Below are 14485 nucleotides of genomic sequence, written 5' to 3'. Positions count from 1 at the left end.
TACCTCTAAGGTACAAAAAAATAGCTGAAAATCAAAATGAATGAATGGGAGTTTATCGGGAAATAATCCGGTATTACATCCGATTTAACACGCGATGTCAGGATTAATACATACTTGCATCCGGATCACTACCGTGTAAAGCGCTATTAAAACGCTATTAGAACGCTATTAAAACGCTATACGGAATAGCGTTTTAATAGGGTTTTATAAGCATACTGAAAACTTTATATTCGGAAGTGATCCACTAGTAATAATGATTTGTAATTCTATTGTCCAATTAGAAGTTCATTGTAACCCAAGATAATGCGATTGATATTGAATACTTTTAGTGCTATATCCGTAATACTCTAGAAAGTAATTTACGTCTTCTATTGAATTTGCATTAATTATATATGCGGTTGATTTTCAATATAAAAAAAAGGTGTGTATAACAAGTCAGTCTTTTAATGACTACCTCCCCTAACCCCTCCTTGCACAGGAGGGGAAACCGCTTGGTAATCAACGCTCCCCCTGTGTAACCTTAGCTTTGTATCATGAAAAGTAAATGGAATAAAAAAGTAATATTTATATTTGTAAAGTATGAACTAATTTGAAAGAAAGGAAACCGAGGTGTGAACCGTGAGCTGTGTTTGAAAACAGCTTCATCCCCCTATTTGGACACCTTGGCTTTCTTGAACGGGGACCTGTATAAGAAATTAACTTTCTTGTTGTTAAGGTTTTTAGGTGACGTTCAATATCCTTTCCCTCTTCAAATTGCTAAACACAAAGATATGGAAAACTTTTATTTTATCGGGGTAGACGTTAGTAAAAAGAAACTTGATTTTTGCGTGTTGCTAAACGGCACGATAGTTCTTGAAGAAGTAGTAAACAATAACATCCCGTCGATACGTCGTTTCCTGGAAACGTTCTTGGTTGATTTTAAAACCTCGATCGATAACCTGCTAGTCTGTGCCGAGCACACGGGGCAGTACACCTTCCCCCTGTCAATCGCTTGCCAGTCTCTCTCTTGTGGTTTATGGCTTGAAAATCCAGCGCAGATCAAGTATTCTTCGGGCTTCTCACGTGGGAAGAATGACAAGGTCGATGCTCACCGAATCGCTCGCTACGCCTCTCGTTTCAGTGACAACGCTCGTTATTACCAGCGTCCTCGGGAAGAGATCGAGCGCCTCAAGCAGTTAAGGAACGAGCAAGACCTTTACAAGTCGGACTTGGCCAAGTACAAGGGGCAACTCTCCGACCAACGAGAGTTCATGCTTGATCGAGTCTATCAAGAGAAGGCTCAAAGACTGGAACGGTTGATAGAAGAGCTGGAAAAATTGATCAAAGATATCGATCTACTCGTCGAGACAATTATCCGTTCCTGCCGTGTTCTCTGGCGTCAGCGGGAGTTGTTGCTATCAGTCGAGGGGGTTGGGCCGAGTGTCGCCCTTTGCTTGATCATCGAGACAGAAGCGTTCACGCGCTTCGATGATCCCCGCAAGTTCGCCTGTCATGCCGGGGTAGCACCTTTCCGTTACACCTCGGGAAGCAGTCAACATTCCAGGAACAAGGTATCCCAGCGGGCGAACAAGCAAATCAAGACGTTGTTACACATGGCTGCCTTGTCGATCACGGGAAGGAAGTCTGGTGAGTTAAAGGCGTATTACGAGAGAAAGGTTAAGGAAGGAAAGAACAAGATGACGGTCATTAACGCGATCAGGGCAAAGCTGATCGCGAGAATGTTTGCTGTCATCAAAAAAGATCAATTTTATACCCCTGTTTATTCATGAAATATTTGCATAAATCATAAGAATAGGGGGAGTTGGAGGGGGTAGCTTGTTGATAGGAATAAGACTTGTTAGACTGTCCCTTGAAGGGGGAATGGTCAAATCCCTCTGTTTTTTGTCTTGTTCGTGCTTACTTGCCCTCTTCGTCCAACTCGAAGTCTTGATACAAGAAATCGTTGAACGGGAAGCGTGCCGAATGGATGTCTTTGACTATATCGTATAGCTTTTCTTTCAATTCCTCGATATTTTCTTTGGATTTAGCCGAAATGTACACGGTTTCTCCCTCCTGTTTGGACATCCACATTTGTTTCAGGTCCTCCAGGCTATAGTTTTTCCGTTCCATGGGGGTGAGGTCGTCCTCGTCTTTTTTCGTGTACGTGAAGGCATCTATTTTATTGAATACCGTGATCGTGGGTTTGGAGTGATTCATTAATTCGCCCAGAGTTTCGTTCACGACCCGGATCTGATCCTCGAACTGGGGGTGGGAGATGTCGACTACATGCAAAATGACATCCGCTTCTCTTACCTCGTCGAGCGTGGATTTAAATGATTCTACCAGGTGATGGGGAAGTTTACGGATGAACCCGACCGTGTCGGCCAATAATAGCGGAACGTTCTTGATGGCGATTTTTCGTACCGTGGTGTCCAGGGTTGCAAAAAGTTTGTTCTCGGCGAATACTTCCGATTTGCTTAGCAGGTTCATGAGCGTGGATTTGCCCACGTTGGTGTATCCCACTAAGGCTACTCGCACGAGTTTCCCGCGGTTTTTACGTTGCGTGACCATCTGTTTGTCAATCTTGGCCAGTTGTTCTTTCAAGCGAGTAATTTTGTCCCGGATGATACGTCTGTCGGTTTCGATTTCGCTTTCTCCCGGACCGCGAAGTCCGATACCTCCTTTTTGTCTTTCCAAGTGGGTCCACATACCCGTCAGACGAGGAAGTAAGTATTGGTATTGTGCCAGTTCAACTTGGGCTTTTGCTTCCGCCGTACGGGCTCTTTTGGCGAAAATATCCAGGATAAGGTTGGTACGGTCAAGGACTTTTCTTCCTTTTAGTTCTCTTTCAAGATTTCTGATTTGTGTCGGGCTTAATTCGTCATCAAAGATGATCAAGTCGATGTCGTTTTCTTCGACGTATGTTTTGATTTCTTCCAATTTCCCTTTACCGATAAAGGTGGCCGTTACCGGCTTATCCAAGTTTTGCGTGAATATTTTCACGGTTTCCGCTCCTGCTGTTTCCGCTAGGAACGCGAGTTCGTCCAAGTATTCACACATTATGTCATAGCTGATGTTTTCTGATTGTAGCGCTACACCTACAAGAATGGCTTTTTCTGCTTCTTTCTTCGTATAAAAATATTCGCTCATAAATAGGAAAAGAAGGGGCTGACGATGATCGACAGCCCCTTGTTATGATTTAACATGTCTTTTTACTGTAACTGGAAGTTGATAGGTACAGTGTAAGATACTCGAACCGGTTTACCTCTCTGTTTTCCAGGTTTCCATTTCGGCATGGCTTTCACCACGCGAATGGCTTCTTTGTCCAAAGATGGGTCAACGGATCTGGCAACTTTCACGTCGCTAACACTACCGTCTTTTTCGATCACGAATTGTACGAAAACTTTACCCTGAATGTTATTCTCTTGCGCGATCATCGGGTATTTTACGTTTTTCGCGATCCATTTTTGCACGCTACCTCCGGGGAATTGCGGCATATCTTCTACTACTTGGAAGATGTCAGCTTCTCCGTCGCTCTCTTCTTCACCCCAGCTGTCTCCGTCGTAATCAAAGTTGTAATTGCTTTTGTTTTCAACATCAGCTTCCGCATCGTCGATTTCAAGTTCCTCGTCAATACTTAATTCGTCTTCCACGATCTCGATCAAGTCCGTCAATTTAGGGGCTGGAGGAGGTGGTGGGGGTGGTTTCATCATTTGTTGAGTAATAGGAATGATTTCCTCCTCAACCTGCTCTTCTTGGGTAATAACAAACCCTTCTTCTACTTTCGTGTTGGTCTTCCAGTTGAAAGCACTCAGTAGAATCCCTAGAGCTATAACAAAACCGATCTCAAGAAAAATGGTCTTTTTCCCTTCAAGATCTGCTTTAGGTGATTTTTTTACTTCCATGTTATTAGTTTAATATTATAGTCTTGTTTTTCTCACAATTTGCGTGGGTAAAAATAGTCAAATTCATAATAAACCACAATATTTCTCCCCTTTTTTTTGAAGAAAATGTTAAAATGATCACTAAACTTCATTAAAATCTTCTTAAAAGTTTTGATTGTTGTTTTTGTTTCGAGTGGGGTGATGCACGATGTTTAGTGAAAAAAAGGACAACCTTTGCAGGCTGTCCTTTTTCGGGATGTTCGTATTGTATGTAAATCACTGTATGTTTTCTTATCTTAATTGGAAGGTAATCGGGATGGTAAACCGAACTCTCACGGCTTTGTCCCGTTGCATTCCCGGAATCCATTTGGGCATGGCTTTTACCACGCGAATGGCTTCTTGTGATAAATCCGGGTCGGCAGAACGAACGACGTTGATGGAACTGATGCTACCATCTTTCTCTACCACGAATTCAATAAATACTTTCCCTCCGATGCCCATTTCCGCGCATCTTGCTGGGTATCTTAAATTTTTCCGAAGCCATGTGTTCAAATCTCCGTTGAAACGAGGCATTTTTTCAACTGTAATAAACGGTATGTCTCCATCTCCTTCTCCCGTTTCATCCGTGTTACCGTATTCACTTTGCCAATCGGTAGCCTTACCTGTCAAAGAACCTTTCGTGTTCTCGTTATCATCCACAACGTCCATCTCGTTTTCGAAATCCATTTCGTTCTCCACGATTTCGATGAAATCCAACGGTTTCACGGAAATTTTGGGAAGCGGTTGGGAAGCTCTTTGGGGAACAAAAACCGGAAGAACTTCTTCTATATCACTCGTCTCCACGGGGAAAGAGATTTCTTTAGCTTCTTCCTGGTAGTATTTTGTTTCAAAGGCAAAAAACACCATCGACAAGGCTACGATGAAGCCAATCTCGCGGAAAATGAACCGCTTGTTCTCAAGATTGGAACGGGATGTTTTCTTTACTTCCATGGCGTTTATTCCTAAATGTTATTTAAACGTTAATTTGATGTTTCAAAAATAGAGGATAAAAATGATATAAACAAGTTTTTCATGGAGAAATGTGAATATTTTCTTAAATTTTTTAGGAGATATATTTAAAATAACGTTAAGATACCCGTTTTTATTAGGTTTTCTGGATTATTTGTTTTTGGGAAGAAATTAGTTGTTTCTAACTTTTTTACCTTTGTATCATGATAAAGGTATTGTATATTCGGATTCCGGAGCATGTAGAACAAGAAAATTTGTTTGTTTGCTTACAAAATTTTGTTTCCGGTGAATGTTATAATGAAGTCCTGGGGTATAAAAACGGGAAGGCGGCTCTTCGCCGTTTGTTGGGGGAAGCATTGGTCGGTTTTGCTTTGCGGGAATATTGGAATTTGCCGTTGGGAACTTACCGGATAGCCCGGGGTGAAAAAGGGAAACCTTTTATTGTCGGACGGGAGGATGTATTTTTCAATCTCTCTCATTCGGGAGATTATGTGGTTTGTGCCGTATCGGATCGGGAGATCGGGGTTGATATTGAAAAACGGGCCAAGGCTCGAATGGAAGTTGCCGGACGTTTTTTTCATGAGCGGGAAGTGCGGGTGTTGACCTCCTTGCATGGAACAAAACAGGATCAGTTGTTTTTTAATTACTGGTCTGTGAAAGAAAGTTACCTAAAATATACAGGGATGGGATTAACTCGTCCGTTGAATAGTTTTTTCGCGGAGTTTGTGGGAGAGCGTGTTTCCTTGTATGAGGGAGAAAACGAGTTACCGGTGTATGTAAATTCTTGTCCGGTAGATGCGGAGTATGCCTGTTATGTTTGTGGTGAATACGATGGTTTATCGGGGATTCGGGAAGTTGCTTTTGAAGAGATCACCTGTTGTTAGTCAGGTGACCTCTCGGAGGGATTATTTGTTTATGCGTGCTATCAGTTTCTGCACATAGTTAACATGGTTGGGTTGGAGGTTATTACTTATTTTTTGTAGGTATTCGCAAGCTTCCTTTTTTTGCTGTTGATTGGCTATCCGTTCGAAACCCGAAAGTTCCCGTAGGACAGCTATGCGGTCGTCTTCGTTCGGGAGTTTTTTGTTCATGTCCTGGAGGGTTTTAAGAATTTCGTTGACCCGATCTTTTTGCTTTTGAGAAATGATGGAATAAAAGAGCATGCGGTATCTTAACGGAAGGGCGTTTTTGTACCGGTCTTTTTCAAATTGTTTTAAGTCTGCCATTCGTTTTTCGAAGTCGATGCCCATCATTTTAAATAACCGGAATTCATTCAAGTAGACGGACATGATTTTGTTTTCAATTTCCTGTTGACCGAGGATTTTGCTGAATGTTTTCCGATTTGTCACTAGATAGCGGAATAGGGGAGTATCCACTTCGTTTATTTCAGTCTTGATTAGATTCCAGTTTTTCGGTTCGCATAGTTTGTTCACGCCTAGTTGGATCATGGTTTCGCTCATGACGCTTTGTAATTGTTTTTTGTCGTGAGTTTGTAGAATGCTGATATATTTTTCCAAGAACGCCTTATCTCGTTCTCCCGCTGCATATTTCCGGTTGGCTTCTGCCAATTCAATGGCATCTTTGACTTTTTGGACGAAGTTTTCTTTCGGATTGAGTACGGATCCCCCATCCAAACGGCAATATACGGTTCCGTCGTGGTTGAGTATCAGGTAAGTTGGGTATATTCGTACGTTGTATTTTTGAGCAATATCAATACCTTCACCTTCTTCCATGTCCTTCATGATACAGACGTAGTTGCTGTTGAAATAGTCACCACATTCCTTCAATGGGAAGATGAATTTTACCATATATTTACATGGTCCGCAGGTTTTCGTGTAACAATCTATGAATAATTTTTTGCCGCTGTCTTTCGATTTTGCCAATGCTTCTTTAAAGGTAAGATCTTCAAAGTTTGTTCCTTCTTGAGCTAGACAATAACCTGTAAGGAAAAATAGTAAACTAATTAAAAAGATGCGTTTCATAATTATTGTTTTAATGTATTTTGGATTAATGTTTTCATTTCTTCTCCGGGACCGGGGGCAAAAACCGTTACGATTTTTCCTTCTTTGTCTATAATGAAATAACGAGGAATTCCGGTTATATGGTATTCTGTTTCAAAGTGGGAATTTGCTGTCGGGTCTGAAATTAAATTCAACATGTCTGTCATGTTGTTTTCTTTGATGGCTTTTAACCATTTGTCTCGGTTGCTTTTCCGATCAATAGAGATGGTTAGAAATAGGATGTCTTTATATGGTTTGAATTCATTTTTTAATTGCATGAATTTGGGCATTTTTTCAATGCAGCTACAACACCATGTAGCCCAAACATCCACGATAACCACTTTCCCTCTGAAATCAGCGAACGTGTAATTTTTGCCATTTGTATCTTTCAATGAAGATAATGGTGCCGATTGGCCTTTGCTTAAAGTTTGGTATTGTGTGTATAGTTTTAGTATTTCTTGTTTTAATGGGGAGTCTTTCACGCATGATTCTATGGTAAGGCGTAATGCTGCAATTTCTTCCGGGCATCCATTGTTTTGGAAGAGAAATTTCATTTTTTCCAGGTAGGTTTCATGTAGTAGTTTATTGTTACAAGAAAAAATATTTTTTAATTTGGCGTAATCGTTGTGGTTGAGTGGTCTCGCGAGGAATTGTGTGGACATGGAGATCCCGTCTCTTGCGGCATCGAAAGTTTCTCCCTTTTTTAAGGCTTGAATCATATAATAATAATCTGTCCATTGGCCGGGAGAGTTTTGTTGCATGAATACGATTACGGTAGAATCGTTTAAATCAATGGTAGGTGTTTGGCGGAGTAAAGATTTTATATCTTTTTTTTCTCCTTTATGTTGTGTGATGTATTTCCCACTTTTTAAAATCATGAAACAATTATTTTGAACGATTGAGGGGATGTTTTTTTTGCCTAGTCGTTTTATATTATCATGATAGGTCGTTGTAATATCTTTAGCAGAGGAAAATTCTTTCGACCATGTTTGTTTGAGATATTGATAAATATTTTCGTCTTGTGCGAAAAGGGGGAAATAGAGGAACTGTAGGAATATGAGGATTCTTATTTTCATGTTTTTGAAATATGAAAAATGTGCAAGGAAATGCAGTGTCAAAAGTTTTTAAGACTTTTGACACTGTTTTAGTTATGATGTTTATTTTTGAGGGCCTTTAGCTATTCCTTCAAGGTCAATACCATAGTTGTTTTGTATGTGATTTATTACGATTTCATATCTTTGATTAATGAGTGGATAGGTTGTTGGAGAATATTTCTCTTGAAATTCTGTTTTTGTGTAAAACATAGCGGCTCTTACGTAACTGAGGAAATCTCGATATGGATAAGCTTCTTTTTCCCAGCTAGGATTTGTGTATTCACTTATAGAAGAGGGAACCTTTTCACGGCTTTTAAAGTTTCGGTTGACAATATTAATAAAACCTCTAGTCATATAGTAATTCGGATCATCTTTTTGATCATTCGCCTTAACGATTTTGGTAGTATAATCAATTCCATTTTTGAAATCATTTGGCTCGGTGATGATTCCGTTTTGTAAGGCTGCTTCGATCATTAGATAAAGGAATACTGCTCGTCTGATTTTAAGTGTTTGCTGATTTGGATTTGCTATTTCATTATCTGTAAAACTGATTGCCCAGTAATCAAAACCATCTGTTTTTAATTCCACAAAATTTGGATCTACTGTTCCGGTCCCCGTTCCAGTCCCTGTTCCGGTCCCCGTTCCAGTCCCTGTTCCGGTCCCTGTTCCGGTCCCCGTTCCAGTCCCTGTTCCGGTCCCCGTTCCAGTCCCTGTTCCGGTCCCTGTTCCGGTCCCCGTTCCAGTCCCTGTTCCGGTCCCCGTTCCAGTCCCTGTTCCGGTCCCCGTTCCAGTCCCTGTTCCGGTCCCTGTTCCAGTCCCTGTTCCGGTCCCCGTTCCAGTCCCTGTTCCGGTCCCCGTTCCGGTCCCTGTTCCAGATCCCGTTCCGGTTCCACTATCATCTGGATCTTCTCCTGGTAATAATCCCCTTAAATGATCAAGCATATATATTTTTACAGGTAAGACTGTTTGTGCGATTTCGGTAGACACGTAATTGAGAACGTGCTTTTTGAAAAAATTGAGATAATATGGTACTTGCTCACTAGTGAGGTCGTTGCCGTAATATAATTTACCTGTTCCTAAAGAGGTCCATTTACGATTAAGATCTTGAGCCGTAACATTTTTGTATATTAGATACACGCCATATTTATTATGAATTTCTTCAATTTCTTTATCCCATGAATTATCTCCTTGAGGAAATTCAAATCGAAGGACCGAGTAGTTCCCGGAAGGTGTCACATCATCTTCGTGATAACAGCCTGTCATCATGAAAATACAACTTAATGCGATTATAAATAGTTTTTGTTTCATGGCAATTGTTTTTTAATTAGAGGTTAAACTACCGTTGCGAGGAGAGGGTGCCAGCGGATTTTGTTCCAGCAGGTTATTTAACTCCAACGCATCCGGAGGTAAAGGTAGGGTGTACCCGAGATCATTCTTTTGTAATGTGTAGACGATTGTAGAGGTTGCATCCGGAAACCATGTGTGTTTAATTTCTTTCATTCCCCAACGGCGTAAATCAAACCATCGGTGATCTTCGAAACATAATTCTCGACGTCGTTCGTCCTGTATAAACGTGATTAATTCATCCGGATCAGAAATGTTTTTTTCCTGATAATCTGAAGGGAAGCGGTATGTCCGAAGTTCATTTAGTAAACGTAGTGCTTCTCTTCCCGCATTTGCATTTCCTCTAGACTTATTTAACATGGCATTTGCTTCACAAGAATTTAAATAAGCCTCAGACAGGCGAAAACTTCTACCGAAGATGCCGGTTCCTCCCGTTGGTTGATAATATCTGGAAGGACTTACATTCACTTTCCCGAATGCAGAAGGCATTGCTTCTACTTCATTGTTTGCGTTAGTGATTTCATACGAACTGCGAATAATGTAACGGTCTTTACGTAGGTCTCCTGCTGTTTCGTCAAAACTTTTCATCAGTTCCTCCGAGGCTCTGAAAAATGGACGTCCTTCTTTTCCCGCGCTTATATTGTAAACATAACGAGTAACGTCTGTTACATTCCCGTATACCCAAATCACTTCGGTTGAGTTGGTGTAGGAGTGGTAATTTATATAAGAGGGAGAGGCAGAATCGAAGTCAATTGTTTTTAGATCCAAGAGACGAAAATTCTCGTTCTGGATAACGTTGTTGGCGTAAGTTGCTGCTTTTTCCCATTGTTCCATGTATAAATAGACTCTGGAAAGGAGTAGTTGTACCATGGGAAGACTTGTTCTATAGTTCGCTTGCCATTGTTGGTCTGTGGGTAATGACTGGTACAAGCGTTCTGCTTCTAGAAGGTCATTTAATATTTGTGTATAAACTTCTTCTACTGTATTTCTTTTTAATTCGGATTCTTCAATTCCACTGTTTAATTTTAGAGGAACTCCTAATGCTTTTTTATTGCTATTATAAGGTGCTCCGAAAATGTTGACCAAGTTGAAGTAAAAGTATCCACGAAGAGCTAATGCTTGGGCCTTTACGGAATTAATCGTGTTTATATCATCATTTATGTCAGCAATGTAATCCAAAACGGCGTTGGCTCCCAGTATTAAAGTGTAATAACTTTTATAAATATTGAATGTGGTTACCCCGGCTTCATCCATGACCTCGTACATGTTCGATTGCCAAGAATAAGGAGCCCACCAGGCATTAGCGTCTGAGCCGATATTGAGTTCTTGATAAGGAGCAGAAGTAACATCGTCATCTAATAGATAAAGGAAAATGTTTAATCCCGTGATGTCATTGCGAGGGTAAGCTTCTCCCAATAGAAGTTCATGCATGGAATTTGCATCCTTGGGTACAAATTCACTTTTGGATTTGGGTTCTAGAAAATCTCCGCACCCTCCTAAAATCAAACTGATAATAATGATAAATATGATTTGTTGTTTCATAATGATTTTTTTTAAAATCCTACACTTAAACCGAACGAGAAGATTTTGGGCATAACACTATCTCCTAACTCTGGGTCAAAACCATTAAAACGGCTACTACCTATAACAAACGGGTTATTCACGTTTGCACTGATAGAACAATTGGTCGCTCCGAATTTGGAACATATTTGCTTGGGCATGTTCCAAGATAGGGAGATTTGAGTACAACGTAAAAAAGAAGCATTAACAACCATGGCGTCAGATTGTCCCCACATGTCATAGATGGAATTTGACATGGTACCGTCCGGGAGTTGAATATTGTATAGATCTTCGACAGATGTATATAAGGCCGGATAAATCGTGTGTTTTTCGTCTCCCGTTTTTTGCCACCGTTTTAACAGGTCTTTCGATAAATTGTAAAAAGGATCAGGCAATTTCCCGTGACTAAAATTCTGATAAGGATTAGGAAGACGTTTTTTGGCTCCAAGTAACACGGAAAAATTTACTCCTAATGAAAAACTCTTGTAACGGGCACGTGTGTTGACACCTCCTGTGAAGTAAGGATCTTTTTGACCGGAATAGACCAAGAATGTAGTGGGATCAATGTCCGGATCTGCTTCTTCGAAATCAATCAGATTAAATGTCGGGTAACCTGTTTCCGGGTCCAAGCCGGCAAAAGAATATGACCAAAATGCACTAAGCGGGTAACCTTTCTTTAAGAAACGATCACTGCTACCCGTGAGGAAATTACTTTTGGTTATTTTATCTGCCTTGGTTCGAATGTCATTATTTTGAGTTCTGTTCCAGTTTTTAGATGCATTGATACCTATTGTCCATACGAAATCTTTTCTTTGATAGGGAGTTATATTCACGGAGTATTCTAACCCGTGATTGTGAATGCGTCCCCCGTTCAATTTCATGGCGTTCATACCATATTCTTGGGCAATATCTTGATTGATAATGGCATTTGAACGTCTACCGTAGTATTCCAAACTCATGCTTATGCCATTAAATAATTGTAGATCCAGTCCCAAGTTCCAAGTCTTTGTCCGTTCCCATTTTAATAGAGGGTTGGGTAGGCTTGATATGGTTAAATAGTATTCGTTGTAACCAGGCAAAATTCCTTGGTATTGGGTGATAAGGTCCGGACTTATAGAGGTCACAACATTTCCTTGAACCCCATACGTGGCACGTAAATTCAGTTGATTGAGCCAGGGAAGATAAGTTTTAACAAATTCTTCTTCAGCCATCCTCCAGGATATACCGAAAGAATAAGTGGGGTCGAATTGTTTGTTGGCATCTTGTCCGAATCGGTTTGATGCATCCGACCTAACATTAGCGTTAAACACGTAGCGATCTTTTAGAGAGTAGGCAAATGTGACGAAAAATGATACATAGTTGTTTGTAATCGTCGTATTTTTCCAACCACCTTGGTATAGTTTATCTAATGCTCCCCAGGAAATGGGAACGGTTCCGCCAACAGGTGTTATTTCTGTCGGGTACGTGGGACTGACAAGGATTTCGCCTCTTTCGGGTACGTATCCCCAAACCGTGTTTGTATTATTTTTATTCTCTCCAGAGCGGATTTCCATGGCTGCCATGGCGTTGAGCCGATGAATTTCGTTGATGGTACGAGAGAATACAACTTTATGTTGCATATTGTAAGATGTGTTATTTATTACGTTGGTTGCCAATTCTCCTCCGAATGGTAATAATGCTGCATTGAATCTGGCAGATCCAGAAGGCTCCGTTCCATAGGCGTAACCGCGATAGTTTCTCTCGATGTAAGAAGTCTTTTCTCCCGCGAATGATTCTGAATTATTGGTACTGTATGCAATACTCCCGACGAATTGGTATTTTAGCCAATCTGTGATACTCCAATCTGCGTTGATAGATACGTTAAAATTCTTAGAGTTGTTTTTAGAGTAACTGTTCTCCATTTCGTTCAGGATATTGTATCCGTATTCGAGTTGTCCGCTTCTATTTAATTGATACTCGTAATATCGTTTATAAAATACTCGTTTCCCATTTTCATCGTAAACGGGGATAGCCCGACTTGTCTGATTTGCGTAACTTTGAGGGTTAACTCCCGGACCGTATCCTTTCTTGTCGCTGAAAGAACCGCTCAAGTTAAAGGTAATTGACAAAGATTTAGTGAATTGTGTATTGACATTCAATCGGGAGGTGAATTGTGTCATATCATCCCCTTTTTGAGTACCATGGCTTGATGAGTAACCGAATGAAGCGTTGTATGTTACTTTTTGTGAACCTCCGGAGATGCTTAGGTTGTGATTATGGCTGAAAGAATTCCGGCACAAAATATCGAACCAATCCGTATTGCACGTTTCCAGTTGTTCCATTTGTTTCATGAAGTCATTTTCATTGATCAGCCGTTTGTTGTACATGGCCATCAATCCTTCGTAAGTATATATTTGTGGAAGAGGGTCTGATTGGTACCTGACCCCCGCGTCATAAGCTTCTTTACTAAATTGAATTCGTTCTTTCGAATTCATGTAATTGAACATGCCGTAATTCGGACGGGTTCTAAACGAAAAATGGGTTGAATAACGAATACTTGTTCTCTCGGCACTTCCTTTTTTGGTTGTAATTACAATAACCCCATTAGAGGCTTTTGAACCGTAAATTGCCGTGGCCGAGGCATCTTTTAAGACGGTGATGGTTTCGATATCGGATGGATTTAGCCATGATATCTGATTTCCGATTAAATTTTTCATATCTTCCGTGACGGCAGAGCTGGCATCTATCGGAAGTGGGTCCGGTTGGATGATACCGTCTACGACCCATAACGGGTCTGTGTTCCCGAAAATTGTCGATGTTCCCCGAATGGTGATTTTAGGAGTACTACCGATACGGGAAGATGAGTTGACAACAACCATTCCCGGGATTTTCCCTTGTAGCATCTGGTCGATGGAATTATACGCCGGCATCATAATGTCTTCCGCTTTCACCGTGGTGTATGCCCCAACCATGTCTTTACGGGGAAGACTACTGTATCCGGTTGATATAACAGTTACTTCTTCCAATTGGGAGGCGTCGGTCTTCATGGTAATTTTTAGCGGTTTGTCATCGGTACATTTTATCACCTGGGTTTGCATCCCGATGAAAGAGAATATCAAGGAGTTGTCCTTTTCACCGGGTAACGTGATGCTGAAATTTCCCTTTACATCTGTGGAGACTCCAATGGTGGTTCCTTTGACGAGTACCGTTACACCGGGAAGAGCACTTCCGTTTTCATCCAATACGGTTCCCTTAATGGTCCTAGGGTTTTGTGGTTTTTCCGGCTGCTCTTTGACCACGACAACTCCTTCAACCATGGAGTAGGCTAAGTTGAAATGTTTCAGTACAATGTCAATAGCTTGTTGCGTAGGGACGTTTTTAACAACGAGGTCTTTACATCTTTTGTTTTTCACCTTTTCCAAGTTGTACATAAATTTTACACCGGTCTGTTTGCGGAACTCGTTAATGACCTCCACAAAAGAAGCATCTTTATAGTTCAGGTTTACTGTACTATTTTGTGCATATATTGTGCTACTGCACAATAATGAAACGGATAAGAATAGAAAACTAACAAAAGTGTACGCTGTTCTTTTCTTTTTTTTCATAATGCTAGTAATTGAGTTTAGTATAATTGTTA

11 protein-coding genes are annotated in these 14485 nt (G+C 40.7%); 2 read left to right on the top strand and 9 right to left on the bottom strand.

What is annotated here, in order from left to right; genetic code table 11:
- Positions 1-770 precede the first annotated feature (770 nt).
- On the top strand, positions 771-1769 hold the full coding sequence (locus D8S85_RS10935) for an IS110 family RNA-guided transposase (protein WP_106625029.1): 999 nt from the start codon (positions 771-773) through the stop codon (positions 1767-1769).
- Between the two features lie 127 nt (positions 1770-1896).
- Here the strand turns inward: D8S85_RS10935 and hflX are convergent, their stop codons facing one another.
- The 3 genes from hflX to D8S85_RS10920 form a co-directional block, all read right to left on the bottom strand.
- Positions 1897-3129 (bottom strand): GTPase HflX, encoded by a 1233-nt coding sequence (gene hflX / locus D8S85_RS10930; RefSeq protein ID WP_106480742.1) that lies wholly within the window; start codon positions 3127-3129, stop codon positions 1897-1899.
- 62 nt (positions 3130-3191) lie between these two features.
- The gene (locus tag D8S85_RS10925; RefSeq protein ID WP_106480741.1) at positions 3192-3884 is read right to left on the bottom strand and encodes an energy transducer TonB; all 693 of its coding nucleotides are present in this window, start codon (positions 3882-3884) and stop codon (positions 3192-3194) included.
- A gap of 270 nt (positions 3885-4154) precedes the next feature.
- Complete coding sequence (locus tag D8S85_RS10920) at positions 4155-4853, bottom strand: energy transducer TonB (RefSeq protein WP_106480740.1); 699 nt, start codon at positions 4851-4853, stop codon at positions 4155-4157.
- Positions 4854-5074: 221 nt separating this feature from the next.
- Between D8S85_RS10920 and D8S85_RS10915 the strand changes: the two genes are divergently transcribed.
- Complete coding sequence (locus D8S85_RS10915) at positions 5075-5755, top strand: 4'-phosphopantetheinyl transferase family protein (RefSeq protein WP_106480739.1); 681 nt, start codon at positions 5075-5077, stop codon at positions 5753-5755.
- Positions 5756-5776: 21 nt separating this feature from the next.
- Here the strand turns inward: D8S85_RS10915 and D8S85_RS10910 are convergent, their stop codons facing one another.
- The 6 genes from D8S85_RS10910 to D8S85_RS10890 form a co-directional block, all read right to left on the bottom strand.
- A complete protein-coding gene (locus D8S85_RS10910) occupies positions 5777-6853 on the bottom strand; it encodes a thioredoxin family protein (protein WP_106480738.1) in 1077 nt (358 codons plus the stop codon).
- 2 nt (positions 6854-6855) lie between these two features.
- Complete coding sequence (locus D8S85_RS10905) at positions 6856-7749, bottom strand: TlpA family protein disulfide reductase (protein WP_158641555.1); 894 nt, start codon at positions 7747-7749, stop codon at positions 6856-6858.
- Between the two features lie 279 nt (positions 7750-8028).
- The gene (locus D8S85_RS21505) at positions 8029-8553 is read right to left on the bottom strand and encodes a hypothetical protein (protein WP_172726505.1); all 525 of its coding nucleotides are present in this window, start codon (positions 8551-8553) and stop codon (positions 8029-8031) included.
- An 11-nt stretch (positions 8554-8564) separates the two neighbouring features.
- Positions 8565-8864, bottom strand: coding sequence for a FliH/SctL family protein (locus D8S85_RS10900; protein ID WP_172726504.1), 300 nt, complete (start codon positions 8862-8864; stop codon positions 8565-8567).
- Between the two features lie 421 nt (positions 8865-9285).
- On the bottom strand, positions 9286-10851 hold the full coding sequence (locus D8S85_RS10895; RefSeq protein ID WP_127075057.1) for a RagB/SusD family nutrient uptake outer membrane protein: 1566 nt from the start codon (positions 10849-10851) through the stop codon (positions 9286-9288).
- An 11-nt stretch (positions 10852-10862) separates the two neighbouring features.
- On the bottom strand, positions 10863-14453 hold the full coding sequence (locus tag D8S85_RS10890) for a SusC/RagA family TonB-linked outer membrane protein (RefSeq protein ID WP_106480734.1): 3591 nt from the start codon (positions 14451-14453) through the stop codon (positions 10863-10865).
- Positions 14454-14485 lie beyond the last annotated feature (32 nt).

The organism is Butyricimonas faecalis, assembly GCF_003991565.1.
Classification (GTDB): domain Bacteria; phylum Bacteroidota; class Bacteroidia; order Bacteroidales; family Marinifilaceae; genus Butyricimonas; species Butyricimonas faecalis.
Note: the sequence above shows the minus strand (reverse complement) of the source record. Positions and strands in the feature narration are given on the sequence as shown.